General features: G+C 68.9%; 21 protein-coding genes and 1 pseudogene. 8 read left to right on the top strand and 14 right to left on the bottom strand.

Translation table 11 applies throughout. From position 1 onward, the window contains the following. Positions 1-119 precede the first annotated feature (119 nt). From QH290_RS05965 to QH290_RS05950, 4 genes are all read right to left on the bottom strand, one after another. Positions 120-941 (bottom strand): YceI family protein, encoded by an 822-nt coding sequence (locus QH290_RS05965; protein WP_280268702.1) that lies wholly within the window; start codon positions 939-941, stop codon positions 120-122. After that, positions 938-3,544 carry an MFS transporter gene (locus QH290_RS05960; protein WP_280382198.1) on the bottom strand — a complete coding sequence of 869 codons (2,607 nt, stop codon included), beginning with the start codon at positions 3,542-3,544 and terminating at the stop codon, positions 938-940. Before QH290_RS05960 ends, QH290_RS05965 begins: the two co-directional genes overlap by 4 nt. Next, positions 3,541-4,047, bottom strand: a complete 507-nt coding sequence (locus QH290_RS05955; RefSeq protein WP_280382197.1) for a MarR family winged helix-turn-helix transcriptional regulator — start codon at positions 4,045-4,047, stop codon at positions 3,541-3,543. Before QH290_RS05955 ends, QH290_RS05960 begins: the two co-directional genes overlap by 4 nt. A gap of 218 nt (positions 4,048-4,265) precedes the next feature. Beyond that, positions 4,266-4,763 (bottom strand): CGNR zinc finger domain-containing protein, encoded by a 498-nt coding sequence (locus QH290_RS05950; protein WP_280382196.1) that lies wholly within the window; start codon positions 4,761-4,763, stop codon positions 4,266-4,268. 25 nt (positions 4,764-4,788) lie between these two features. Between QH290_RS05950 and QH290_RS05945 the strand changes: the two genes are divergently transcribed. The 3 genes from QH290_RS05945 (at position 4,789) to QH290_RS05935 (ending at position 6,622) form a co-directional block, all read left to right on the top strand. Next, positions 4,789-5,064: a hypothetical protein gene (locus QH290_RS05945; RefSeq protein WP_280382195.1), complete on the top strand. Its 276-nt coding sequence runs from the start codon at positions 4,789-4,791 to the stop codon at positions 5,062-5,064. A 42-nt stretch (positions 5,065-5,106) separates the two neighbouring features. Further along, on the top strand, positions 5,107-6,168 hold the full coding sequence (locus QH290_RS05940; RefSeq protein WP_280268707.1) for an aminotransferase class V-fold PLP-dependent enzyme: 1,062 nt from the start codon (positions 5,107-5,109) through the stop codon (positions 6,166-6,168). Positions 6,169-6,229: 61 nt separating this feature from the next. Next, positions 6,230-6,622, top strand: coding sequence for an F-box protein (locus QH290_RS05935; protein WP_280268708.1), 393 nt, complete (start codon positions 6,230-6,232; stop codon positions 6,620-6,622). 9 nt (positions 6,623-6,631) lie between these two features. Here the strand turns inward: QH290_RS05935 and QH290_RS05930 are convergent, their stop codons facing one another. Then, complete coding sequence (locus QH290_RS05930; RefSeq protein WP_280382194.1) at positions 6,632-7,537, bottom strand: alpha/beta fold hydrolase; 906 nt, start codon at positions 7,535-7,537, stop codon at positions 6,632-6,634. Here QH290_RS05930 and QH290_RS05925 point away from each other — a divergent pair. Continuing rightward, positions 7,536-8,246 (top strand): TetR/AcrR family transcriptional regulator, encoded by a 711-nt coding sequence (locus QH290_RS05925; RefSeq protein ID WP_280382193.1) that lies wholly within the window; start codon positions 7,536-7,538, stop codon positions 8,244-8,246. The genes QH290_RS05930 and QH290_RS05925 overlap by 2 nt on opposite strands. Positions 8,247-8,259: 13 nt before the next feature. Continuing rightward, the gene (locus QH290_RS05920; protein ID WP_280268711.1) at positions 8,260-8,625 is read left to right on the top strand and encodes an ACT domain-containing protein; all 366 of its coding nucleotides are present in this window, start codon (positions 8,260-8,262) and stop codon (positions 8,623-8,625) included. Between the two features lie 30 nt (positions 8,626-8,655). Here the strand turns inward: QH290_RS05920 and QH290_RS05915 are convergent, their stop codons facing one another. The 4 genes and pseudogenes from QH290_RS05915 to QH290_RS05900 form a co-directional block, all read right to left on the bottom strand. Continuing rightward, entirely contained in the window at positions 8,656-8,922 is a 267-nt protein-coding gene (locus QH290_RS05915) for an Ada metal-binding domain-containing protein (RefSeq protein ID WP_280268712.1), read from the bottom strand. 32 nt (positions 8,923-8,954) lie between these two features. Then, a pseudogene (locus QH290_RS05910) lies at positions 8,955-9,149 on the bottom strand (2OG-Fe(II) oxygenase); the annotation flags it as partial. 114 nt (positions 9,150-9,263) lie between these two features. Next, the gene (locus QH290_RS05905; protein WP_280268714.1) at positions 9,264-9,758 is read right to left on the bottom strand and encodes a methylated-DNA--[protein]-cysteine S-methyltransferase; all 495 of its coding nucleotides are present in this window, start codon (positions 9,756-9,758) and stop codon (positions 9,264-9,266) included. Positions 9,759-9,856: 98 nt separating this feature from the next. Then, complete coding sequence (locus tag QH290_RS05900) at positions 9,857-10,219, bottom strand: YybH family protein (protein ID WP_280268715.1); 363 nt, start codon at positions 10,217-10,219, stop codon at positions 9,857-9,859. A gap of 154 nt (positions 10,220-10,373) precedes the next feature. On the opposite strand from QH290_RS05900, the gene QH290_RS05895 reads away from it, so the two are divergent. Beyond that, on the top strand, positions 10,374-10,976 hold the full coding sequence (locus tag QH290_RS05895; RefSeq protein ID WP_280268716.1) for a short chain dehydrogenase: 603 nt from the start codon (positions 10,374-10,376) through the stop codon (positions 10,974-10,976). A gap of 3 nt (positions 10,977-10,979) precedes the next feature. Here the strand turns inward: QH290_RS05895 and QH290_RS05890 are convergent, their stop codons facing one another. After that, positions 10,980-12,440: a flavin-containing monooxygenase gene (locus QH290_RS05890; protein ID WP_280382192.1), complete on the bottom strand. Its 1,461-nt coding sequence runs from the start codon at positions 12,438-12,440 to the stop codon at positions 10,980-10,982. Between the two features lie 33 nt (positions 12,441-12,473). On the opposite strand from QH290_RS05890, the gene QH290_RS05885 reads away from it, so the two are divergent. Then, the gene (locus QH290_RS05885) at positions 12,474-13,529 is read left to right on the top strand and encodes an AraC family transcriptional regulator (protein WP_280382191.1); all 1,056 of its coding nucleotides are present in this window, start codon (positions 12,474-12,476) and stop codon (positions 13,527-13,529) included. Here the strand turns inward: QH290_RS05885 and QH290_RS05880 are convergent, their stop codons facing one another. Further along, entirely contained in the window at positions 13,530-14,552 is a 1,023-nt protein-coding gene (locus QH290_RS05880; RefSeq protein WP_280382190.1) for a glycoside hydrolase family 113 protein, read from the bottom strand. An 88-nt stretch (positions 14,553-14,640) separates the two neighbouring features. On the opposite strand from QH290_RS05880, the gene QH290_RS05875 reads away from it, so the two are divergent. Further along, positions 14,641-15,240: a TetR/AcrR family transcriptional regulator gene (locus QH290_RS05875; RefSeq protein ID WP_280382189.1), complete on the top strand. Its 600-nt coding sequence runs from the start codon at positions 14,641-14,643 to the stop codon at positions 15,238-15,240. A gap of 11 nt (positions 15,241-15,251) precedes the next feature. Here the strand turns inward: QH290_RS05875 and QH290_RS05870 are convergent, their stop codons facing one another. The 3 genes from QH290_RS05870 to QH290_RS05860 form a co-directional block, all read right to left on the bottom strand. After that, complete coding sequence (locus tag QH290_RS05870; protein WP_280268721.1) at positions 15,252-15,722, bottom strand: nuclear transport factor 2 family protein; 471 nt, start codon at positions 15,720-15,722, stop codon at positions 15,252-15,254. Positions 15,723-15,803: 81 nt separating this feature from the next. Continuing rightward, positions 15,804-16,574 carry an SDR family NAD(P)-dependent oxidoreductase gene (locus QH290_RS05865; protein WP_280382188.1) on the bottom strand — a complete coding sequence of 257 codons (771 nt, stop codon included), beginning with the start codon at positions 16,572-16,574 and terminating at the stop codon, positions 15,804-15,806. Positions 16,575-16,916: 342 nt separating this feature from the next. Continuing rightward, complete coding sequence (locus QH290_RS05860) at positions 16,917-19,481, bottom strand: ATP-dependent Clp protease ATP-binding subunit (RefSeq protein ID WP_280382187.1); 2,565 nt, start codon at positions 19,479-19,481, stop codon at positions 16,917-16,919. Positions 19,482-19,568 lie beyond the last annotated feature (87 nt).

The raw sequence follows: 19,568 nt of genomic DNA, 5'->3' as shown, positions 1-19,568 counted from the left end.
CCGCCCCCGCCGCGCCTGCGCCCCCCCCCCCCCCCCCCCCCCGCGCCGCGCCCCCCCCGGCCGCGGGGGCGGCGGGGGGGCCCCCCCCCCCCCCCCCCGGCCGAGGGCACCGGCATGCCCTACATCTGCGGCAACCGATCCCCCTGCACCAACTCCATGTCGAGATCGATCTTCACGGTGGTGCCGATGGCCGCGACTCCCGCCCGGACCACGGCGTTGTAGTCGATGGCGAAATCGTCACGGCGAAGCAGGGTTTCGGCATGGAATGCCGCCCGCACGCCGCCCCACGGATCCGGCCCGTAGCCGCCGTAGGTCAGCGTGAGGTCTACCGGGCGACGCTGCCCGTGCAGCTCCAATTCCCCGGCCATCACCCAGGTTTCGGCGCCCGTGCGCCGCAGTCCGGTGCTGGTGAATCCGATGACCGGGAACCGCTCGACATCCAGGAACTCCGCCGAGCGCAGATGTTCGTCGCGCATCCCGACGCCGGTGTCGATGCTGGCGGCCTTGATCTCGGCGTAACCCGTTGTCAGATCGAAGTTCTCGGACACGTCCAGCCTTCCGCCGACATCGGCGAACCGGGCCTTGATGCTGGCGATGCCGAGGTGCCGCGCGGTGGCGACGACCGTCGAGTGCACCGGATCGATGGTCCACGGCCCGGCCGGGGGCATCTCGACCGCGGCCGACTCCGGTTCCAGCCGAACCTCGCCGAGCGTGCCGCCGCCCGCCGACGACACCCGGGCGACCTGGGCGACCGGCTTGTGCCCGGGCGCGGTGACGACCGCGGTGTGCATCCCCGGGGGCAGCGCATCGGTCGCCGCCGCCCCGGTCTCGTCGGCCACGGCACGCGCGAGCTGGCGGCCCTCGAGGCTGGTCACCGTCAGCACCGCCGCGGGCACGGGCCAGCCGTCCGCATTGCGAATCTGCGCCGTCAGCCCACTCATGCCTGCTCCACCTGCTCGTCGACGTCGTAGCCGAGCCGCATGTCGTGGTCGGTCTCGCCGCCGGAGACGCTGACCCGGCCGGTCACCGGCGGGTAGCCGCGGGCGACGATGGTGTAGTCGCCCTCGGGCAGATCCTGGACCACGTACCGGCCGTCCTCGTCGGTGCGAACGGTCCCGACGGTCGCACCGGTCTGGTCGAGCACCGTGACCTGGGCATCGCGCACGGGCCGCCCGTCGGCCCGGACCGAGCCGCTCAGCACCGCCATCGAGGCGAGTTCGACATCGAAGCGCAGGCGGCCGCTGTCCGGCACGGTCAGCGTGGTCGCGGTCGGTCGCAGGTGGGCGGCGACCGCGACGAGCGTGTAGGTCCCGGCCACCACCCCGTGACAGGTGTAGGCACCATCGGCCGCGGTGACGGCCGAGCCCACCACCTCACCCCGGAGATCGGTCACGGTGACCGTGGCACCGGCGACCGGCTCACCGCGTCCGGCCGAGCGCACCACGCCCGACAGTTCGCCGGAGCCGTGCAGCGTGAGGTCGAGCCGTTGCGGGCCGCTGCCGACGGTGACGTTGACCGCCGTCGGCTGATGACCGCTCGCCGACACGATCAGCACGTAGCTTCCGGGCGTGGGCGGCTCGATGGTGAAGGTGCCGCCGCCGTCGCCGGTCGCGCGCGAAACCTGGTGCCCGCGTTGGTCGATGAGCGTCAGCGCCGCACCCGGCAGCGGCTGGCCGTCCTCGCGGCGGATGTGCCCGCCGATCGCCCGGCCGCCCGTGGACGCTACGAACGGGGTCGCCGTCATCGCCGACACCCGCTGTGTCGCATGGCCGTTGACTGCCGCATGTCTGCCTCCTGTCGACGCCAGTACCGGTTCGGGCTCGGAGATCACCTGTGCGGCGCCCTCCCAGACCTGGTCCTCGGTCCACCGTGCCTCGGCCTGCGCGGTCCGCGCCGAAACCGCCTGAGCCTGTTCCGATTCGGTCAAATCCGCGCGCGCGGTGTCCGGCTCCGGCGCCGCCTGGGGCGCCGGACCATCCTGCAGCGGAATCTCTTTCATGAACATCAGCACGATGCAGGCCAGCAGCGCCACACCCGCGGCGGCGAAGAACACGCCGTGCATCGAGTTGGTGAAGCCGATCAGGATCGGTTGTTTCACCTGGTCCGGCAGCGCCGCGATACCCGCTGTGTTGGACTGCATCTGGCTCAGCCTGTCGGTGTCGAATCCCGCGGGCAGCCGCCCGCCGAACGCGTCGACGATCTTGTTCGGCAGCAGGTTGAACATGATCGTCAGGAACACCGCCACGCCGAGCGTGCCGCCGACCTGCCGGAAGAACGTCGCCGACGCCGTCGACACGCCCATATCCGTTCGCGGACCGGCATTCTGGGCCGCGATGATCAGCGTCTGCATGCAGCAGCCCAGGCCCAGCCCGATGATGCCGCCGTAGACCAGCGGCTGCCACAGCACGCTGTCGAAATGCACCTGCGCGTAGAGCAGCGCGCCGATCGTCACGATGAAGGTGCCGATCACGGGCAGGATCTTGTAGTGGCCGGTGCGCTTGGTGACCTGACCCGCGACCAGGGATCCGATCATGATGCCCGCCACCAGCGGCAGCATCAGCAGCCCGGCCTCGGTGGGCGAATACCCGCGCACCACTTGGAAATACAGCGGCACCATGGTGATCGCGCCGAACATCGCGACGCCGACGATGAAGCCGCCGATGATGGTCACGGTGAAGGTGGAGTTCTTGAACAACCGCAGCGGGATCAGCGCGGAGTCCTTCATCAGGTACTCGACGAACAGGAACAGCACCAGGCCGACCGCGCCGATCGCGTAGCAGATCAGCGCCTTGCTCGAATCCCACCCCCAGGTCCGGCCCTGCTCCGCGACGATCAGCAGCGGCACCACGCAGATCGCCAGCGCGACCGCGCCGAACCAGTCGACGCGCAGCTTCTGCCGCTGGTGCGGAACGTTGAGTACCTTGGCGACGACGGCGAGGGCGATGACGCCGATCGGCACGTTCACCAGGAACACCCAGCGCCAGCCGTCCAGGCCCCACAGCGTGTCGTAGTCGGAGAACAGGCCGCCCAGCACCGGCCCGAGCACGGTCGAGGTGCCGAACACCATCATGAAGTAGCCCTGGTACTTCACCCGCTCCCGCGGCGGCACGATATCGCCGATGATGGTGAACGCCAACGACATCAGGCCACCGGCGCCCAGCCCCTGGAACGCGCGGAAGCCCGCGAGCATGTACATCGAGGTCGCGAAGGTACACGCCGCCGAGCCGATGACGAACAGCGCGATCGCGGTGAGGTAGAACGGCTTACGACCGTAGATGTCGGCCAGCTTGCCGTACAGCGGGGTGCTGATCGTGGCGGTGATCAGGTAAGCCGTCGTGGCCCATGCCTGCTGATCGAAGCCGTGCAAGCTGTTGGCGATCCGCACGATCGCCACGCTCACGATGTTCTGGTCCAGCGCGGCCAGGAACATGCCGAGCAGCAGGCCGGACAGGATGGTCATGATCTGCCGGTGCGACAGTCTCTGACCGGCACCCGCATCCAGGTCCGGCTGCGCCGCCGGTTCCCGGGTGGTCGTAGTCGTCATTTATCAGCTCTATTCGAATCGGCTGGGACAGTGGTCTTTTCGATACCGGCGACGAGGCGTTCCACCAGATCGGTCAGCGCCGCGCGGTCGTGGTCGGGCCAGTCGGCGATCAGCTCGGCCAGCCAGCGGTTGCGGATCCGGCGGTTCTCCTCGAACACCCGCACCCCCTCCGCGGTGGGCACCAGGACGCAGGCCCGGCCGTCGACCGGATCGGCCCGCCGCTCCACCAGCCCGTGCGACACCAGGCTGCGCGTCTGCCGGCTGATGGTGGAGGTCTCGGCGTGTAGCATCTCGGCGAGCTTCCCGGTCCGCTGCGGGCCGTCGTGGACCAGGCAGAACAGCACGGCGTAGGCCAGCCGCTCCAGCCCGTCCGGGCCGTGCTTGGCCAGCTGTGATTCAGTTCTGCCGATCGCCCGCATGAGCCGGACCAGCTGGGCGCCGAGCTGGTCGGCGACGTCGAGTTCGGCCGTGGTAGCACCGCGATCACGGGCAGCAACGACCATGATCAGATTCCTTTTCCCCGCAGCGCAATTGTTAGCACGTACAACTAGTTGCTGAGGCCAACTATACAGACCGGAGGTGACTCCTCCGCAAGTGGAATTCGGCCCGTCCGCTTTGTCCGAAATCGATGCCATTCGGAAGAGTTCCCCAGGTCGGGCCGCTCATTTCGAGCCTTCGATCCGCATGCGGGCACCCGGCTGTGGGCAGGAACACATCCCCGTCAGGCGCTGCGCCGCCGGTGTTCGGCCACGTGGACCCGCGTCGAGCATTTCGTCGAGCAGAAACGACGGCGGCCGTTGCGGGAGGTGTCGATGAAGACCACGCGGCACCCCTCCCGGGCGCAGCGCCCGATGCGACCGGCGTCCTCGCAGAACAGGGTGGCGAGACCGGCGGCCGTGTACGCCTTGACGCGCTCGTCCATCGGATCACCCTCCCCCGCGTAGTGCAGGTGCGGCGGGCGGCCGTCGTGCGTGGATATGTATGGGCGGCTGGTGGTTTCGGCGAGCAGTGCGTTGAGCCGGTCGACGGTGGGATCGGTGAACACCTCGTCGAGACGGGCGATCCAGCGCCGCAGACCGGCGGTCTGGCGGGCATTCAGCGTGGTGACGGGGCGGTAGCCGAACTCGGTGAGCAGGCGGACGAGATCCGCGTCCTCGGCGGCGTTCACCAGCACGGAGGCGAGTTCGGCCGCCGCGCCTCCGTAAGGGTTGAACTGCACTAGGTTATTACACCACGCTGAGAGCATGAGTGAGTGCAGCAAGCGGAGAAGCAGGTACGGCATCGCCGACGGCGGCGTGCGGCGCCGGGGCCCGGCCCGCAATACCGCCTGCCCGTCGTGTGCCTGGCCGTCGCCCGCGCTGATCTCGTCGCACGGGTCGGTGCGCTACCTGCGCTGCGTGTGCGGGCGCTGGCTGGTCGTCGACGGTGGCGCCGTGGTCGCGGCGGCGGGGTCCAGTCAGTTCGCCGAACCGCCGACCGGACCGGCCGATACGGCGACATTCCAGGCCAGAGGAAGGTAAGTGGATCTTGCCCGGCCAGTGCGCGCTTCCCATCATGAGGCGATGACCGCTCACAGCTCGGCAGCGGATCTGCTGCCCGCCACCGTCCTCGACGACTTCGCGCCGACGGTCACCTTCCTCAACGCCGCCAATTACGGCCTGCTGCCGAGTTCCGTCGCGAAGGCGATGACGGATGCCGAAACTCGGCGCATGAACGGCACTTTCAGCTCCCCGGCGCTCGACGCGGTGGTGCAGGAGTGCCGCGCGTCGTTCGGCAGGCTGACCGGCTTCGCCCCCGGCCAGGTCGCCGTCGGCGCGCAAGTGTCGCAGTTGGTGTCGCTGGTGGCGGGCGCCCTACCGGCGGGCGCGTCCGTGGTGGTGCCGGAGGGCGATTTCACCTCCGTGCTCTGGCCGTTCCTGGCCCGCGGCGACCTGCGGGTGCGCACGGTGCCGCTGACCGGTCTCGCCGAGGCGGTGCGCCCGGACGACGATCTGGTCGCCACGTCGGTGGTGCAATCGGCGGACGGCCGCGTGGCCGATACCGCCGCCGTGGTCGCGGCGGCCCGAAACCACGGCGCCCGAGTGCTTTTCGATCTCAGTCAGGCGGTCGGCTGGTATCCCTCGCACGACCTCGGTGCCGACTGGGTGGTGAGCGTCGGCTACAAGTGGCTGCTCGGGCCGAAGGGCACCGCATTCCTCGCCGGGACGGACGAGGCTCTGGCGCGGCTGCGTCCGCTCGCGGCGGGCTGGTACGCCGGTTTCGACCCGTGGGAGACCTGCTACGACACCTCACTGCGATTGGCAAGCGACGCCAGGCGATTCGATCTTTCCCCGGTGTGGGAGGCCACGGCGGCCCAGCAGTGCGCGCTGGAGCTGGTGTCGTCCATAGGGATTGACGCGATTCACCGGCACGATCTCGCGCTGGCCAACAGGTTGCGCACCGGACTGGGCCTGCCGCAGGGCAACTCGGCGATCGTCTCGATCGAGGTCACGCCGGAGAAGTTGCAGCAGCTCAGCGAGGCCGCCGTCGTCGGCTCCGTGCGTGCCGGGCGCCTGCGGCTGAGTTGCCACCTCTACAACACCGAGGCCGATATCGACCGTGCCCTAACGGTGTTGGGAAGTTAGCCGCACGGTTGCTGGCGGATCCGCCTACAATCTCCGGGACCGACTCGGAAGGGACCCGCAGATGCAAGCGGTCATCACGGAAGTCGCCGTGGAAGGCAAGCGGCTCATCGACGAGGCGTGGCTCGGCAGGATCACCCGCGACCAGGCCGTACACCGATTCGTGCAGGTCGGCGACGGCATGGTGGAGTTCGACACCGCCGCCGACATCGTCGACGACGGGCTGGCCTGGCTCGACGCCCACTCCACCCGCCTACGCCTCGTGAGCTGGTGCTCGGTGCTGGAACTACCGATCTTCGGCGGCCTCGCGGTGATCGGCGTCATCACCGGCGACTATCCAGCGGCCGGAATCGCCGTGCTCCTCCTGGTCGCCCTGCAATACCTGCACCGCCGCTTCGCACCCCATCCCGCGCCCGTCCTGCGCCGCCCCCGCGCCCGCCGCTCGTCGCGCCGATAACGTTGTCGATCAACGGTTTCGGTCTTCGGTGCGGGCGATCGGCACCGGCTCATGCTTGCGAATGAAGCGCAGGATTCGAGGGATCACCTGCTCCGGGATCTCGAACAGCAACCCGTGGCTCGCGCCGGGATAGATCTCGGCCTCGGAGATGGGAATCGTCCGTAATGTCCGCTGCGCCACCGGTTCCGGGTCGTACAGCACCGTCTCGGCGCCGAACAGCGCCAATGTGGGCACGGTAATCGACTGCAGCTGTTCGTCTTTGAGGACTCGTGGCCATGGCAGGCGCATTCGGTACCCGACTCCGGCCCGGGCCAGCGCCTGGTCCCGGTCCGAGATCACCACACCGGGCGTGAGCCACTCCGCCAGCTTCTTCCAGTTCCGATCGGTCGGACGCAGCCCCACCCACGCGAACCGGAGCAGCACCGACCAGCGCACCCTGGCCAGGCAGGCCGCCGGGTCGACGAGTGTCATGGTCGCCAACTGCGGAATTCGGTGAATTCCCGCGAGCGCGACATACCAGCCGCCCTGCGACATCCCGACCAAATGCGCACTGCCGATATCGAGCCCGGACAGCAATTCCCGCAGCCACCTCGCGAACTCGGCACCGGTGGCGATAGGCGCCGTCTGCACGCTCTTGCCGGGCGTCCCGACGACATCCGGCGCATACACCACCCGCTCACGCGAGAGTTCCTCGATCACCGGATGCCAGCTCAGCCCCGTCCCTTCCAGGCCCGGAAGAAGCACGATCGGCGCCCCCTCCCCCGCACCGCAGCGCCGCACATGAGTGGGACCGAACGACGTGCGCACGGTCAACTCGGTCGACGGGACCGGCCACAACCGCTCCAGCTCCTCATACGCGCGGAGATACCGCTCCTGCGCCGCGTCGTTCTCGAACCGGCCGATCTTCTTCGCCATGATCCCTCCCGAAATCGTTTTGATGGTATCAACGTACCACATAGATGGTATGGGCGTATCATCAAAATTCGGTCGTACGGAACAGGAGGTTGCGGTGCCGCGGTTGGTCGATCATGAGCAGCGACGCCGGGAGATCACCGGCGCGATGCGGCGCGTCATCGCGCGGGGTGGGCTGGAGGCGGCCACTTTTCAGTCGGTCGCGGCCGAGGCCGGGATCTCCGTGCGGTTGGTGCAGTACTATTTCGGCAACAAGAAGGAGCTGATCCGGGCTACCTTTCGCGCCGTGATCGATGATGCCGCAACGCAATTCATGCGGCGGGTCGACACGCTGGGTGCCGATGCGGGGCCGCGCGAGACGCTCCGCACGATCCTGCTGGGGCTGCTGCCACTGGACAGGGGTCGGCGGGAGAACGCGATCGTCCTTGCCGCGTTCCACGCCGCCTCGCTCACGGGTTCGGAGATCTCCGACGACCAAATCCTAGGCCCACCAAACCTTTTGGTCGGCGTGATCGCCGAACAGCTCCGCACGGCCGGGGTCTCCGCCGAGGTGGTGGATCGCGACGCCGAACTCATCGCGGTGAGCATCACCGGCCTCACGCAGGGGCTGGTGTCCGACCTGTCGATCGATCCGGAGATCTTCGTCGACCACCTGCTCGATCGCACGCTGGGGGACGCCGCCCGCCGTACCGGACCGTGTCGCACCCGCTGAATATCATGGCGCCATGACCACTGGCCAGCGTCTGCGCATCGTCCCGTCCCGGTTCGCGGTGGAGCATCTACCGAACGCGACCTTCCCCGAGGACGACGAGTGGATCGCGCTGGTGCGGGCCCCGGAGGGGTTGACCATGGTCCGGGAGGCGCCGCCCTGGGAGCAGGGCGAGGTGTGGATCGGCTTCTACGCGGGCGCCTCCGCGCACGGCCTCGACACCCCGGGCATGCTGGCCGCGCTGGTCACCCCGCTCGCCGAGGCGGGGGTGCCGGTCTTCGTGGCCTCGACCTACCACGCCGACCTGGTGCTCGTGCCCGAGCAGCGGCGTGACGAGGCCGCGGCGGCATTGAAAGAGGCTGGTCACGGCATCAGCGAATAGTGGCGAGACGAGGTGTCACGCGAGGCGGATTCAGCGCGGCGATGCCGAGCGATCCCGCTTCCACGCGAGGTATCTGTCCCGCAGACAGGCGGCGCATGGGCGGTAGCCCGCGCAGATCGCGGTCTGTTCGTCGGCGAAGAAGACCCGGTGGGCGGCATAGCGCCCGCGGGGCAGTGCCCGCAATGCGGCCGGACAGTCCAGGCGGCCGTAGATTCGCAGGCGCCGATGTCCGCCCAGGGTGCCGGGAATCACACTGCGGTAAGGCTTTCCGTCCCCGCCGACAAGTGTGTAGGTCATGTGGGTCCGTCCTGCGATCGGCCCGGAGGGGCTCAGGCGTCGTGGAACACCAGGCCGAGCGTGCGCCGCTGCCCCGACCGGACGACGCTCACACCGTGCCGCATCGGCGCCGCCGACCAGCCTCGGGAACTTCGCACCGGACGTTCCCGGGTCGTGAATATCAGCCCGTGCCCCTGCGGCAATGTCACTGCCGCGCCGCGGGATTGGGCACGCGGGCGCTGTTCGACCGTCGGCGGTCAGCAGCGGACCGGTCAGCGTGTGGCCGTGCTCGTCGAGTTCGGCGGCCAGCGCCGTCCAGTCCTGCCCGGCGACGCGGTCGGTCCGCAGCCCGGAGGCCGTCGTCATGCCGCCACCCGGGTCCGCTCCAGCTCCAGCAGCCGCCGCTTGCGGTCCACACCCCCGGCGTACCCGGTGAGCGCCCCGTCGGCGCCGACCACGCGATGGCACGGCCGCACGATCAGCAGCGGATTCGCCCCGATCGCCGCGCCGACCGCGCGCACCGCCGCCCGCGACGCCCCGATCCGGGAGGCGATCTCCCCGTAGGTCACGGTGGCACCGTACGGGATCTGCTCCAGCTCCTGCCACACCCGGCGCTGGAAATCGCTTCCCGCACCGCCGAATTCGAGGTCGAATCCGGTGCGCTTGCCGTCGAAGTATTCCCGCAGCTGGGCCGCCACCGCATCGAAGGCCGCCGGGTCGGCGGCCCAATCGCTCTGGACCGCAACGCTTTTGCCACCCTCGATGGACAGGGCGGTGAGCATCACGCCGTCGCTCACCGGCTCTCCGGTCAGCAGCAGCTCACCGAGCGGGCTGTCGATCGTCGTGTAGACGGTCATCGAAGTTCCTTTCGCCTGTCTCGTTCTGTCGCACCACCCAATCTGCCGCAGCAACAGAACCGATACCGGCGGAAATCAGACACCTCGTTCCGAGCTTGTCACTCGGGTGCGAAGGGCCACTCCTCGAACCAGACGCACCGCCCGTCGGCTCCGAACCGCAGCACCCACAGATCGCGCCAGTGATGTGGCTCGTCGCGGGCATATTCGACCTCCACCCGCACGACCGCGGTATCCCCGTCCACCGCGACGACGTGATATTCCATCGTGAACGGCTCGTCCGGCCCGTCACGGCCCCGCTCCCAGAATTCCGCGAGCGCGGCCGCATCGGTGATCGGCCGCGCCCACGGCGACACCAGGTACCCGGCGTCGGGCGCGAACAGCTCGGCGAGCTGTTCGGTCCCCTGCGTCCGCCAGGCCCGCTCGTACCCGTCCACCCACGTCTCGACAGCCGCACGGTCCATGCCCCGACGGTACAGCGAATGCCGCGCACGCCCGGTGGACGAACGGTCGGGCCGCGCGTTCGTTGTTCGCTGCAGGGGAACAGCTTCCGGAATACCCCGCCGGCGCACCGCTGTTACTCCCCACTGCAAACACCCATCGCCAGCAAGGAGATCCATGCGGATCATCGTCATCGGCGCCACCGGGACCATCGGATCGGAGGTCACCGCACAATTGGAGAACCGGCACGAGGTCATCCGCGCATCGCGGCGCGGGCCCGTGCGGGTGGACATGGACGACCCGGCCTCGATCGCGGAGCTGTTCGCCACCGTGCCCGACATCGACGCCGTAATCTGTTGTGCCGCAAGCGGAAAGCTGACGCCCCTGGACTCGGACGACGACTTCTACCGCGGCATCCAGGGCAAGTTGTTCGGACAGGTCGAGCTGGCCCGCACGGCCATCCGGCACCTGCGCGACGGCGGCTCGATCACCCTCACCTCGGGCGTTTTCGAGCAGGTGCAGCGGGGGATGTCCTTCGGCGCGCTGGTCAACGCGGGGCTGGAGGCGTTCGTCGGCGCCGCCACCACCGAGCTGCCGCGCGGGATCCGCCTCAATACCGTCAGCCCCGGCTGGGTCGCCGAAACCCTGGAATCCATGGGTCTCGACGGCGCGGACGGCACCCCGGTCCGCAACGTGGCCGCCGCGTACGTCGAGGCGGTGCAGGGCACTCGGCAGGGCCAGACTCTGCGGCCCAGCCGCGCCGGTGTCCTGGTCGTGTAATCCTCAGACGCGCTGCAGCTGCGGTGCCCGGCGCACCGGCTTCAGCGTCTTGTCCAGGCTGGTTCGCAGGGTCGTGGCCGAGTCGAGCAGGTAGTTCTGGCGGACCTTCCACGGATGCCGGTGGCCCTGCCGGGGGAAGTCCCCGATCGAGCGCTGAATGTAGCCCGAGGCGAGGTCCAGCAGCGGGGTCTCGTCGAGGTGGCCCTGCGGCTCGGGCACCACGGCCCGATGTCCGCGCCGGTCCATGTGCGCCAGCACCTTACAGACCAGCCGCGAGGTGAGATCGGCACGCAGCGTCCAGGAGGCGTTGGTATAGCCGATGCACACGGCGAAGTTGGGCACGCCGGTGAGCATGGCCCCCTGCCAGACGAACTGGTCGGCGAGGTTCACCGGCGCGCCGTCGACGGTCAACGCCAGCCCGCCGAACGCCAGCAGTTTCAGTCCCGTCGCCGAGAACACCACATCCGCCTCGAGCACGCGGCCGGAACGCAGCCGAATCCCCTCGGGCACAAAGGTTTCGATGTGGTCGGTGACCACCTGCGCCCTGCCCTTCTTCATCGCCTTGAAGAAGTCGGCGTCGGGCACGGCACACAGTCGCTGATCCCACGGGTTGTAGGTGGGCGTGAAATGCTCGGCGACCAGCTCCCGGTCCTTCAGGATGCGCGTGGACAGGTCGGTCAGCAGCTTGCGCGCCGACTGCGGGCGTCGCCGACAGTACTGATAGAAGCCCACATTGAACAGGATGTTCTTGGTGCGGATCAGCCGATGCGCCAGCCGCGGCGGCAGCAGCTCCCGAATCCGGTCGGCGTATTTGTCGCGGCCGGGCACCGGTGAGATCCAGGTCGGCGAGCGCTGCAGCATGGTGATCATCTCGGCCTGCTCGGCCATGGCCGGGACCAGCGTGACGGCCGTCGCGCCACTGCCGATCACGACCACCCGCTTACCCGTGTAGTCCAGATCCTCGGGCCAGAACTGCGGATGTACCATGCGGCCCGAGAACGATTCCACGCCGGGGAATTCGGGGGCGTGGCCCTGCTCGTAGTTGTAATAGCCTGCGCAGCAATACAAGAAGGCGCAAGTGAGGCTGTGCCGTTCTCCGCCCTGCTCGAGGGTCAGCGTCCACCGTGCCTCCTCGCTGGACCACTGCGCCGCAATCACCTTGGTGCCGTAGCGGATTCGCTCGTCGATTCCGTTCTCGGTCGCGGTCTCACGGATGTAGCGCAGGATCGACGGCCCGTCGGCGATCGACTTGGCGTCGCGCCACGGCTTGAACGGATAGCCGAGGGTGAACATGTCGGAGTCCGAGCGCACGCCCGGGTACCGGAACAGGTCCCAGGTGCCGCCCATCGACTCGCGCGCCTCGAGGATCGCGTAGCTGCGGCCGGGGTGCTCGGTCTGCAGCCGGTAGGCGGCGCCGATACCGGACAGGCCCGCACCCACGATGACGACATCGAGATGTTCCATGCCACCAGTGTGCTGGGCGAGGGACGCGGCTTCTTGACTTCAGACGACAACTATTTGATTCTGGACGACATGTCGGTGATACGGTCCGCGGGTCTGCGGGGCTTCCGCGCCACGGTGGCCGAGTTGGGCGGCGATGCCGAGGAGTTCGCCGCGGCGGCCGGACTGCCGATCGCCGCGCTCGACGCCGACGATCTGCTGGTGCCCGACCAGGCGATGGCCATGGTCCTGGAACTCGCGGCCGAGCGCCTGCACTGCCCGGATCTCGGCCTGCGCATCGCCACCCGTCAGGATCTGGGCATGCTCGGCCCGCTCGCGCTCGCCATTCGCAGCTCCCCCACCCTGGCCGACGCGCTGGAATGCACCTCCCGCTACCTGTTCGTGCACGCCCGGTCGCTGCGGCTCTCGCTGGAGCCCGATCCGTACGGCGATCGCGGCGTGACCGCGCTGCACTACGGCGTGCAGCCCGGGCTGCCGATCACGGTCCAGGGCACCGATCTCGGCCTGGGGTTCCTGCACCGGGCGCTGGGCCGATTGGTGGACGGGCCGTACGGGCTGCGCAGCGTCGAACTGCCGTATCGACCCCCGGCGGCGCTGTCGGTGTACGAGGAATTCTTCGGCGCCCCGGTGCGATTCGACCGTCCCGCCGCGATATTGCGGGTACCCAGCAGCCTGACCGCGCGGGCGGTGGCGGGCAGCGACGAGACGCTGCGCCGATTGGCGCTGGCGTTCCTTGCCGAGCAGTCGGCCGATTCCGGAGCCAGTTTCGAGCCGAAGGTGCGCGCCGCGGTGCGACAGCTGCTCGGCACCACAGCGCCGGAAATAGGTTCGGTAGCAAGGCTTCTCACCGTTCATCCGCGTACTCTGCAGCGCCGCTTGGCGGCCGAGAACACCTCGTTCGCGGCCATCCTGGATGATGTGCGCCGCACCGAGGCCCGGCGCTATCTCACCACCACCGACCTGCCCATGAGCCAGATCGCCTCACTCCTGGGTCTTTCCGAACAGGCCACCTTCACCCGGGCCTGCCACCGGTGGTTTCGCATCACCCCGACCGCGCTGCGTCGGAAATACCGAGCGGCGCACGGTAATTGATCACGCGACGACACGGCCGTAAGCCGCGAGCGCGGCGAAGGATTGCTTCGGCTCCCAGACATTGCCACCGAACTCGGTCTCGATCACCCGGACCAGTCCGGCGCTGGCGAGGTCGAGATCCGCGCGCGGGCCGATACGCTGCGGCAGGTCGTAGCGCGCGAAGCAGTACCAGAACGCGATATCGACCCCTTCGGAGTCGATGATGTCGAGCAGTTCCGTGAGGTGAGCGGCCTGCCCCTGCTCGTCACGCTCGTAGTCGCCGTCCAGCCGCAGCGGCCGCGCCGTCCGCGGGTCCCATTCGACGACATCGGCGCCGCGCGGCCCGCGATCGGGGGCTCCCCGATAGGTGCTGCACCCGAACTCGGTGAGTGCCACCGGTTTTCCCGCCGCCGCGCCCTGCGCCACGAACGCCCGGATACTGTCGCGGTACAGGTCGGCCATCTCGATCGGCCGGTATCCGGCATCGGTGGCGAGGATGTCGAACCGCGTCCAGTCGACACCTTCGAAGGGCAGGCAAGCATAGGTCACCTTGCCGCCGAACCGTTCTCGCACGACATCCACCGCGCGGGCGAGAAAGACGTTGAGGCGCACCGGAATCGCCGCCAGCATCGCCCTGCCCTCCGGGTCGGCCAGGGCGGCGGCCCGCTCCTCGAACGTGGCCCCGGGCAGGTAGCCGGGCAGGAACAGGCTCAACTCGGAGCCGACGGCCAGCACCACCGCGGCGCCCCGTTCCCGGAGCCGTTCCGCGTGATCCGCGCAGTCGGCGAGCAGGTCGAGCAGCTGCGCCTCGGTGATGTCGTTGACGAACGGGCACAACCACACCTCGAGCCCGGCATCGGCCGCCAGCGTCGCGGCGAGTTTCAGCCGCTCGGCACGGCCGCCGCTGATGCGCACGGCGGTGCATCGCAGGTCGTCGCGGATGGCGCGCATATCGCGCCGCACCGACTCGGGGTCGAACGGCTCGTGCGTGGTGTTGCCGCGGTTGACGAAGCCGGTGTCGTAGCAGACGCCAGTTCCTCGCATGATCTCCCCTCACTACGGTACGACTCGTACCCTAATCGAGACCATAGCCCACACCATCAGGACACAGCAAGGTACGCTGAGTACCGTTATGGACCAATCGCGACAGACCCGGCGCCGCGGCGCGGCCTTGGACCAGGCGATCCTGCGGGCCGCCGTGGACGAACTTCTGGAATCGGGCTACGCGGGCATGACGATGGACGCCGTCGCCCGGCGCGCGGGCACCAACAAGAACGCCATCTACCGGCGCTGGCCCCACCGCGCCGCCCTCGGCGTCGCGGCGTACCGCCAGCTCGCCGCGGCGGAGCTGCGCCTGCCGGAAACGGGGACCCTGCGCGAGGACGCCCTCGAACTGTTGCGCCGCGCCAACGCGCATTTCGCCTCGCCGCTCGGCGAGGTCCTGCGTGGCCTGCTCGGCCACGCGGCCGACGAACCGGAGCTGCTGGCCCAGCTGCGCGAGCAGTCCGGCGAGACGGGCGGCCGCCCCTGGCTCGCGGTGCTGGACCGCGCCATCGCCCGCGGCGAGGTCCCGGCCGAGGCTCGCCATCCACGAGTCGCCGCGGCCCCGATCGACCTGCTACGCAACGAATTCGCCACCCGTGGCACCGCGAGCGCCCCCGACGAGGTTCTCGTCGACATCATCGATACGGTCTATCTGCCGCTACTTCGAGGCTACGGAGCCCGGCTGTAGCGGCACGTCGTTCACGGCGCGGCCCAGCGGTTGGCGGTGAGCCGGAAATCGGGGAGGGCCGACAGCGAGGTCGCGGACTCGTAGATCCGCTCGTAGCCGGTGTGGGCGATGCGCCACTGGCCGTGGACTTTTCGATAGCGATCCCGGTAGTAGGCGGCGCCGCGGATCTGCACGCCGTGATCGGGCACGATCACCGTATCCTCCAGACACCAACTGCCGGTGGCCGTTTCGCCGTCGACCTCGATGACCGGATGGGTGCACACGTGCACGGTGATGATGTTGCCGCCCAGCGCCGTCCGCATGAAGTCCACGATCGCGGCGCCGCTGGTGAACCGCAGCGGCCGCCCGCCCGACGGGGAGCCGTAGTCTCCGGTGGCATCCTCGGCCAGGGTCTCGGCGAACTCGTCCCACTCCTTGAGGTCCAGCGACCGCAGATAGCGATACTTCAGCGCACGAATCTCCTCCAGCGCAATCAGATCCATCCGCGGCCACCTCCTAGCGTCACCCCGCGACCACAATAGAACAGGTTCTCGTTTTGCGTGCGGGTTCGGGCGATGACCGGGTCACATGTGCGTGCCGCCGTCGATGCGCACCTCGGTGCCGGTGATGAATGCGCCGTCGTCAGAGGCGAGCATCGCCACCACCCCGGCGACGGTGTCGGGCGAGGCGAAGCCCTGGCCGAGGGCGGGCATCAGCTTCATGAACAGGCTCATATCGGCGTCGTCGGGGATGCCCGGGCCGCGGCCGTCGGTCATATCGCTGGAGATCGAACCGGGCGCCACGGCGACCGCGCGCAATCCCTGCTTGGCGTATTCGGACGCCAGCGCATGGGTCATCGACATGATGCCGCCCTTGGAGGCGGCGTAGGCCGACATGTACGGGTGGGCGAAGAACGTCGACGTCGAGGCGAAATTCACGATCACCCCGCGGCCCGATTCGAGCAGCGCGGGCAGCGATTCGCGAATCATCAGGAAGGTGCCGGTGAGATTGGTGGTGATGATCCGGTTCCAGTCGGCGAGCGGCATCTCGTGGGTATGGGCCGAGCGCAGGATTCCGGCGGCGTTCACCAGCGCGTCCAGGCCGCCCAGGGTCTCGACCGCCTTGGCGACCCCGGCCCGCACGGACGCCTCGTCGGCGATGTCGATGCGCAGCGTGGTGAGCCGGTCGGCGGTGCCGCGCTCGGCGGCCTGCTTCGCCGTCTCGGCCAGCCCGGCGTCGCTGATATCGGCGCCGACGACGGTGCCGCCCTCGGCCAGGATGCGATGCACCGTGGCCCGGCCGATCCCCGATCCGGCACCGGTGATCAGAACGCGTCGATCGGCAAAACGCTCCATGGCGAAACTCTCCTAACCTGGGAAAACTCTTCTACTCCACGCCGAGTCCGGCGTCGGCCTACGCACGGCCCACCGGAAGTGCCGCACCACAGAGGATGCCGTGGAACCGATGCTGCCGCCGGGTACGTCCCGCTGGCTGGACGCCCCCGGCGAAAAGCATGCCGGGGAATGAGTGGGGCATGCGGGGGAATGAGTGGGGCATGCCGGGAAATGAGTAGGGCGTGCCGGGGAAGGTAGGGCGTGCCGGGGAAGTGAGTGGCGCACGCCAGTCTTCCATTCCCGGCGTGCGCCGATCTCCTATTCCCGGCGAAAAGCATGCCGGGAAAGGAAGCCATGCCGGGATCAGCTGGGTGTGGTGGCCTTCTTTCCGGCCTTCTTGGGGGACTTCTTTTCGGGCTTGGGCTTTTTGCCGTTGGAGGAGACTGCGGCGATGGATTGTTCCTTGCCGTCCTTGGCGGCGATGGCGCTGACCAGTAGGCCCGCGTCGTCGGCGTCTACGCGGACGGTGTCGCCGGGGTTCAGGCCGCCGCCGAGGACCAGCTTGGAGACGCGGTTCTCGAGTTCCTTCTGGACCGTGCGCTTGAGCGGCCGGGCGCCGAACTCGGGCTGATAGCCGTTGTCGGCCAGCCAATCTCGTGCCGCGTCGGAGATATCCAGCTCCATATCCTGGGCGCGCAGGCGGCGGCGCGGGCCGTCGAGGACCAGATCGACGATGTGCCGCAACTGATCCCGGTCCAGGCGGTGGAAGATGATGGTCTCGTCGATGCGGTTGAGGAACTCCGGGCGGAAGTGCTGCTGCAGTCGCTCCATCAGCTTCGGCTCGATCGAATCCACGTCGCCCGCAGGCGCTTTCAGGATCAGGTCGGAGCCGATATTGCTGGTCATGATCACGATGGTGTTCTTGAAATCGACGGTGCGGCCCTTGGAGTCGGTGACCCGGCCGTCGTCGAGCAGCTGCAGCAGCACGTTGAACACATCGGGATGCGCCTTCTCCACCTCATCGAACAGGATCACCGAATACGGCTGGCGCCGCACCTTGTCGGTGAGCTGGGCGGCGTCGTCGTAGCCGACGTATCCGGGCGGGGCGCCGACCAGGCGCGAGACCGTGTGCTTCTCCTGGAACTCGCTCATATCGAACCGGATCATCCGGTCCTCATCGCCGAACACCGCCTCCGCCAACGCCTTTGCCAGCTCGGTCTTGCCGACGCCGGTGGGCCCGAGGAACAGGAACGAGCCGATCGGCCGGTTCGGATCCTTCATCCCGGCGCGGGCCCGGCGCACCGCCTCGGCGACGGCGACGATCGCCTCCTCCTGCCCGATCACCCGCTGGTGCAGCACGTCCTCCAGCTGCAGCAGCCGCTCGCGCTCCTCGACGGTGAGTTCGGAGACCGGGATGCCGGTCTGCTTCGACACCACCTCGGCGACATCGTCGAGGGTCACGTGCGGCAGATCGTCCTCGTCGTCCTCGATATGTCCGACCCGTTCCTCGGCGGCGGCGATCTGCTCCTTGAGCGAGTCGGCGCGGGCGTAGTCCTCGGCCGCGACCGCGGCATCCTTCTCCCGCTTCAGCCGCGCCAGCTCCTCCTCGGCGTCGCGCAGGTCCGGCCCGGGCATGCGGGTGCGCAGCCGGACCCGGGCCCCGGCCTGATCGACCAGGTCGATGGCCTTGTCGGGCATGAACCGGTCGGTGATGTAGCGGTCGGACAGCTCGGCCGCGGCGACCAGCGACTCGTCGTCGTAGCGGACCTGATGGTGCTCCTCGTAGACGTCGGCGAGCCCGCGCAGGATCTCGATGGTGTCGGCGACGGACGGCTCCGACACCATGACCGGCTGGAATCGGCGCTCCAGCGCGGCGTCCTTCTCGATGTGCTTGCGGTATTCGTCGATCGTGGTGGCGCCGATGGCGTGCAGCTCGCCGCGGGCCAGCGCCGGCTTGAGCAGGTTGCCCGCGTCCATCGAGCCCTCGCCGCCGGAACCGGCGCCCACGATGGTGTGCAGTTCGTCGATGAACAGGATCAGCTCGTCGGAGTGCTCGCGGACCTCGTCGAGGATCTTGGTCAGCCGCTCCTCGAATTCGCCGCGGTACTTGCTGCCCGCCACCAGCGAGCCCACATCCAGCGCGATGACGCGGCGATCGGCGAGGGTGGTGGGCACGTCGCCGTTCACGATCCGCTGCGCCAGGCCCTCCACGATCGCGGTCTTGCCGACGCCCGGGTCGCCGATGAGCACCGGATTGTTCTTGCGGCGCCGCGAGAGGATCTCCACGGTCTGCTCGATCTCCTCGGCGCGGCCCACCACCGGGTCGACCTTGCCCGCGCGGGCCTCCGCGGTGAGATCGCGGCCGTACTCGTCCAGCGTCGGGGTGTCGCTGGGTTGTTTCTGCCCCTCGACCTGCGGCAGCTTCGCCCCGGACAGCGCCTGCGCGGCGGGGCTGTCACTGTTCGAGGCGATGCCCAGCAGGATGTGCTCGGGCCCGATATAGCTGGACCCGGCCTCGGCCGCGCTGCGCTGGGCATTGCGCAGCGCCAGCTTCGCCGCGGGGCTCAGGACGACACCGCCGCCGGTCGTGGTCGCCGTCGCCTGCCCGCTCCCGGCCGTGCTGCGCATCTGCGCGCCGACCTGGTCGGGGTCGAGATCGAGCTGGGCGATGACGCTGCGCGACGGTTCCACCTGGGTGGCCGCGTACAGCAGATGTTCGGGGGTGATCTCGGCGTTGCCCCAGTCCTGCGCGGCGTCGCGGGCCTTCGCGACCAGCGATTTGGCATTGTCGCTGAGCAGGCGCCCCAGATCGATTCGCTGCACCGGCGGCTGCGAGGCCAGGCCCGACGATCCGAAGAAGCGGTTGAAGATGGAGTTGATGTCGGCGGAGTCGAACGAACCGAACGAACCGGGCCAAGCTGCGGTCATGTCCACACCTCGTCGTGGGTGTGGGCCGCCGCCCCCGCGCGGGGGGCGGGCGAAGAAGGCGGGCGGGCGCGCGCCCCACCCCCCACC

Origin of the sequence: Nocardia wallacei (genome assembly GCF_029869545.1) — a bacterium.
GTDB classification, from domain to species: domain Bacteria; phylum Actinomycetota; class Actinomycetes; order Mycobacteriales; family Mycobacteriaceae; genus Nocardia; species Nocardia wallacei_A.
This window is presented reverse-complemented; position numbering and strand designations above follow the sequence as displayed.

What these genes read in the sequence shown, in the direction of transcription:
- QH290_RS05965 (WP_280268702.1), bottom strand. Translation starts at nt 941, where the DNA reads ATGAGTGGGCTGACGGCGCAGATTCGCAATGCGGACGGCTGGCCCGTG.
- QH290_RS05960 (WP_280382198.1), bottom strand. Translation starts at nt 3,544, where the DNA reads ATGACGACTACGACCACCCGGGAACCGGCGGCGCAGCCGGACCTGGAT.
- QH290_RS05955 (WP_280382197.1), bottom strand. Translation starts at nt 4,047, where the DNA reads ATGGTCGTTGCTGCCCGTGATCGCGGTGCTACCACGGCCGAACTCGAC.
- QH290_RS05945 (WP_280382195.1), top strand. Translation starts at nt 4,789, where the DNA reads ATGAGTGAGTGCAGCAAGCGGAGAAGCAGGTACGGCATCGCCGACGGC.
- QH290_RS05940 (WP_280268707.1), top strand. Translation starts at nt 5,107, where the DNA reads ATGACCGCTCACAGCTCGGCAGCGGATCTGCTGCCCGCCACCGTCCTC.
- QH290_RS05935 (WP_280268708.1), top strand. Translation starts at nt 6,230, where the DNA reads ATGCAAGCGGTCATCACGGAAGTCGCCGTGGAAGGCAAGCGGCTCATC.
- QH290_RS05925 (WP_280382193.1), top strand. Translation starts at nt 7,536, where the DNA reads ATGATCCCTCCCGAAATCGTTTTGATGGTATCAACGTACCACATAGAT.
- QH290_RS05930 (WP_280382194.1), bottom strand. Translation starts at nt 7,537, where the DNA reads ATGGCGAAGAAGATCGGCCGGTTCGAGAACGACGCGGCGCAGGAGCGG.
- QH290_RS05920 (WP_280268711.1), top strand. Translation starts at nt 8,260, where the DNA reads ATGACCACTGGCCAGCGTCTGCGCATCGTCCCGTCCCGGTTCGCGGTG.
- QH290_RS05915 (WP_280268712.1), bottom strand. Translation starts at nt 8,922, where the DNA reads ATGACCTACACACTTGTCGGCGGGGACGGAAAGCCTTACCGCAGTGTG.
- QH290_RS05905 (WP_280268714.1), bottom strand. Translation starts at nt 9,758, where the DNA reads ATGACCGTCTACACGACGATCGACAGCCCGCTCGGTGAGCTGCTGCTG.
- QH290_RS05900 (WP_280268715.1), bottom strand. Translation starts at nt 10,219, where the DNA reads ATGGACCGTGCGGCTGTCGAGACGTGGGTGGACGGGTACGAGCGGGCC.
- QH290_RS05895 (WP_280268716.1), top strand. Translation starts at nt 10,374, where the DNA reads ATGCGGATCATCGTCATCGGCGCCACCGGGACCATCGGATCGGAGGTC.
- QH290_RS05890 (WP_280382192.1), bottom strand. Translation starts at nt 12,440, where the DNA reads ATGGAACATCTCGATGTCGTCATCGTGGGTGCGGGCCTGTCCGGTATC.
- QH290_RS05880 (WP_280382190.1), bottom strand. Translation starts at nt 14,552, where the DNA reads ATGCGAGGAACTGGCGTCTGCTACGACACCGGCTTCGTCAACCGCGGC.
- QH290_RS05875 (WP_280382189.1), top strand. Translation starts at nt 14,641, where the DNA reads ATGGACCAATCGCGACAGACCCGGCGCCGCGGCGCGGCCTTGGACCAG.
- QH290_RS05870 (WP_280268721.1), bottom strand. Translation starts at nt 15,722, where the DNA reads ATGGATCTGATTGCGCTGGAGGAGATTCGTGCGCTGAAGTATCGCTAT.
- QH290_RS05865 (WP_280382188.1), bottom strand. Translation starts at nt 16,574, where the DNA reads ATGGAGCGTTTTGCCGATCGACGCGTTCTGATCACCGGTGCCGGATCG.
- QH290_RS05860 (WP_280382187.1), bottom strand. Translation starts at nt 19,481, where the DNA reads ATGACCGCAGCTTGGCCCGGTTCGTTCGGTTCGTTCGACTCCGCCGAC.